Genomic DNA, 3,946 nt, shown 5'->3' with positions numbered 1-3,946 from the left:
CCTTTGAAAATGAAAAAATTTCTGGATCACTTTGAATTAGAAATATAACTTTATCCAATTTCTTAATAAATTCGGATTGCGTTCTCAATGAAAATTTAAATTCTAAATATTGTAATAAATCATCAAGATTTACTTGAGCATTTTTAGAAAATATTATATTTCTCATTAGCGATATTTTTTCATAATATCTTCATAATGGAAAAACTCTCCTTTTTCAATTTGTCGTTCTCCTTCTTCTATTTCGATTTTTTGTTCCTCCGACAATTCTTCCCAAGAATTTTTTTTTTCTGATTTAAAAATTTTCTTAATCGATTCAATTATAGATGAATCATTGGTTTCGACCAACATCTTTATGATTTCTAATTTTTCTAATTGAATATTCATAACTTGAAAATTTTTATAAATATAGCGAAATTATCTTTCGATAGCACCCAAACCTATTTCGTCACAAATGTACTGACCATTTTGACAATAGCCAACTAATTCGTCCTTAATAAATTGTAAAATTATTTCTTTTTTATTTTCAGGATACAAAACATGAACATTGGCTCCAGCATCTAACGTGAAGCAAACTGGAATATTGTTTTCGTTTCTAAATTTCCAGATTTTATTTATAATTTCTAACGTATTGGGTTTCATTAAAATAAAATAAGGCATCGAGGTCATCATCATCGCGTGCAAAGTTAAGGCTTCGTTTTCTACAATTTTGATAAATTCGTCTAAATTTCCGTTTTCTAAAACCGTTTTTATTTTAGATAAATTTTCGTGCGCTTGCTCAAATCTTCTGTTAGCATAAGGATGGTTGTGCATGAGATCATGCCCAACGGTACTCGAAACTTGCTTCTCTCCTTTGTCTACCAACAAAATGGTGTCTTGATAATTTTTGAAATTTTGATGAATTGTTGACGAAAATTCGACCCCAAATAAATTTGAGCTTCCTGCAACAGAATCGTTTTCTCCCCAAACGACAATGCTTCCTTTTACACTTCTACAAGCGCTTCCTGAGCCTAATCTGGCTAAAAAAGACGCTTTTTTGTAAAAATAATCATCATTCATAGATGGGTTTAGAGCTTTTTCTAAACTCATAATATTCATCGCTAATGCTGCCATTCCCGATGCCGAGGAGGCTATACCAGAACTATGCGGAAAAGTGTTTTGCGTATCGATCGTAAAATGATAGTCTTTTAAAAACGGGCAATACATTGCGATTCTTTCAAAAAAATTCTGAATTTTGGTTTTAAATTCCTCTTTTGGTTTTCCTTCAAATAACAAATCGAATGAAAAATCATCGTGATTGTCTTTTTTCGCAAAACTTAATTTTGTGATTGTCTTACAATTATTTAAAGTAAAACTTATAGACGGATTCGCAGGAATCTGGTTTTCTTTTTTTCCCCAATATTTTACCAAAGCAATATTACTAGGCGCACTCCACTCGAAATTTCCTGTATCGACTGTAATCGATTTATTTTGCATTAAAAAATTCTTTTCTAAAATCATATTTTAAAATTTAAGCAAAGATACTTTTTTTAATAATTCTTTGTTTTTTAAAATAGTTTATTATTAATTTGTATTGAAAATTTATTGAAAAATCACATTGAAAAAAGCCAAATTAACCAAAATTATCATTTCGATCTCAGCTTGCGTGTTAGTCGGATTGCTCTCTAGTTTAGCAACGCAGTCATCTGTAAACACTTGGTTTTTAACTCTAAAAAAGCCTTTTTTTAATCCCCCAAGTTGGATTTTTCCTCTTGTCTGGACAATTTTATATATTCTAATGGGCTATAGTTTTGCAATAATTTGGAGCAACGAAAGTCAAAGCAAAAGAAATAAAGAAACCATAAAGAAAGCAATGTTTCTCTTTGCTGTTCAACTAGCACTAAATGCCTTATGGTCTGTTTTATTCTTCGGATTATGCAATCCCTTTTTAGCTTTAATAGAAATTTTATTGCTTTGGTTAATGATTCTAGAAACAATAAAAATGTTTACTAAAATTGATGATTTTGCATCAAAACTACTTATCCCATATTTAGCTTGGGTTAGTTTTGCTGTTATTTTAAACGGAAGCATTTGGTTTTTGAACTCTTAATTTTCAAGAACTGAATTTGCTACAATAAATCCGCTTGTCCATGCGTTCTGAAAATTAAATCCGCCAGTAATGGCATCTATATTTACAATTTCGCCAGCAAAATAAAGATTGGGTAAGATTTTACTTTCCATCGTTTTAAAGTTTATTTCTTTTAGATCGATGCCACCAGCTGTAACAAATTCTTCTTTAAAAGTACTTTTTCCGTTTACTTGAAATTCTGCGTTTGTGAGTTGATGGGTTAAGTTTGCGAGTTGATTTTTTGTTAAATCTGCCCATTTTGCTTCGACATCAATTTGAGAAGCTAGGACTATACTTTCCCACAATCTATTTGGAATATCAAATGGTGATTTTTTTGAAACTGTTTTTTTAGAATGTTCTAATTTCAATGCTCTTAAAATCGTTGCAACTTCTTCGACTGTTTTATCGTTTAGCCAATTGACAACAATAGCAAATTGGTATTTTTTGTTGGCCAATTCTCTAGCTCCCCAAGCCGAAAGCCTTAATATTCCTGGGCCAGACATTCCCCAATGTGTAATTAACAAAGGACCAGAAGCTTCCAATTTAGCTCCGCTCTGTTCGGCTTTGCCTCGGGTTGAGTTTTTTACTTTGACAGATGCCAATGCCGAAAGTCCCATTAAATCTTTAATTCTCGTGTCTTTAATATTAAAAGTAAACAAAGACGGAACAGGCTCGACGACTGAATGCCCTAGGTTTTGAAGCATGTCCCAAATTTTAGGATTACTTCCTGTGGTCATTATTATTTTTTTACAAGCAAAAGTTTCGTGATTGGTTTCTACTTTCCAAAAAGCATCACTTTTAAAAACAGATTGCACGCTTTGACCAGTTAAAACATCTATTCCTAACTTTTTAGTCGCTGTAAGAAAACAATCTATTATGGTTTGTGATGAATTAGATGTAGGAAACATACGGCCGTCGTCTTCAATTTTGAGTTCGACTCCGTGTTTTTCGAACCAATCTATAGTGTCGCCAGAACAAAATTGATGAAAAGGACCTCGAAGTTCTTTTTCGCCACGGGGGTAAAATTTGACCAGGTCATTTGGCACAAAACAAGCGTGCGTTACATTGCAACGACCGCCGCCAGAAATTCGAACTTTGGTTAAAACTTCTTGTCCTCGTTCGAGAATACAAACTTTAGTTTTTGGACTATTCTCGACAATATTAATGGCTGCAAAAAAACCTGCCGCACCACCGCCTACTATAATTATATCGTATTTTGAGTTCATTTGTATATGTGATAATCTTTGTCAGAATGCTAAGCTTCGATAAAGAGGTTATATTTTATCTGTAAAATTGGAAATTATGCCCTCTATAAGCAATGATTGAACAAAGGTAATGCCTTCTGGCGAATTTACTGCCCAAGTATGAATTTGAAATCCTTCTTTTTGTATCAATTTCACATTTTCGGAATTCAATAATTTAAAACTTCGGTTACTATTGGAATCCCGAATTCCTTTAATGCTACGAAAGTATTTTTTTTTTTACAAAACCAAATCCCTTTGTAGCCCTATCGATAGTTTGGTTATGAATAACTCTTAATTCATTATCTGAACTCAAATAAACATCAAGTTCTTCCCGTTAATTTTTAAATTTTATGTTACTGTCTGTAACTTGTATCAAGTTCTTATTTTAACCACGAATTACAGAAATTAACACAGTTTTTTTTAGAGCCAAAAATAAGAATTCGACCCGCAACTAGATTAATTTCGGGACTAAATTAAGATTTATTTTTCAGTTAATCCCGAATTTTATAAGTACAAAACCAAGTTTAAATTTTGCCGAAAACCCCAAATTGTTTTTATACCAATTTATCTTTAAAAACACTGGAATATTTATTGAGGA

Annotated in this window: 5 protein-coding genes; 1 reads left to right on the top strand and 4 read right to left on the bottom strand. The window is 31.9% G+C overall.

All coding sequences use genetic code 11. The annotated features are described in order from the left end of the window. Positions 1–165 precede the first annotated feature (165 nt). Positions 166–384 (bottom strand): hypothetical protein, encoded by a 219-nt coding sequence (locus tag B0A57_RS11110; RefSeq protein WP_034097475.1) that lies wholly within the window; start codon positions 382–384, stop codon positions 166–168. Positions 385–414: 30 nt separating this feature from the next. Continuing rightward, entirely contained in the window at positions 415–1,497 is a 1,083-nt protein-coding gene (gene mvaD / locus B0A57_RS11105; RefSeq protein WP_011962481.1) for a diphosphomevalonate decarboxylase, read from the bottom strand. A gap of 97 nt (positions 1,498–1,594) precedes the next feature. On the opposite strand from mvaD, the gene B0A57_RS11100 reads away from it, so the two are divergent. Then, entirely contained in the window at positions 1,595–2,086 is a 492-nt protein-coding gene (locus tag B0A57_RS11100) for a TspO/MBR family protein (protein WP_034097473.1), read from the top strand. Here the strand turns inward: B0A57_RS11100 and B0A57_RS11095 are convergent. Both B0A57_RS11095 and B0A57_RS12425 read right to left on the bottom strand, forming a co-directional pair. Further along, the gene (locus tag B0A57_RS11095) at positions 2,083–3,330 is read right to left on the bottom strand and encodes a BaiN/RdsA family NAD(P)/FAD-dependent oxidoreductase (RefSeq protein WP_034097472.1); all 1,248 of its coding nucleotides are present in this window, start codon (positions 3,328–3,330) and stop codon (positions 2,083–2,085) included. The genes B0A57_RS11100 and B0A57_RS11095 overlap by 4 nt on opposite strands. Before the next feature lie 48 nt (positions 3,331–3,378). After that, entirely contained in the window at positions 3,379–3,555 is a 177-nt protein-coding gene (locus B0A57_RS12425) for a glycerophosphodiester phosphodiesterase family protein (RefSeq protein WP_340136711.1), read from the bottom strand. Between the last annotated feature and the right edge of the window lie 391 nt (positions 3,556–3,946).

Source organism: Flavobacterium psychrophilum DSM 3660 = ATCC 49418, assembly GCF_002217405.1.
Lineage (GTDB): Bacteria > Bacteroidota > Bacteroidia > Flavobacteriales > Flavobacteriaceae > Flavobacterium > Flavobacterium psychrophilum.
Note: the sequence above shows the minus strand (reverse complement) of the source record. Positions and strands in the feature narration are given on the sequence as shown.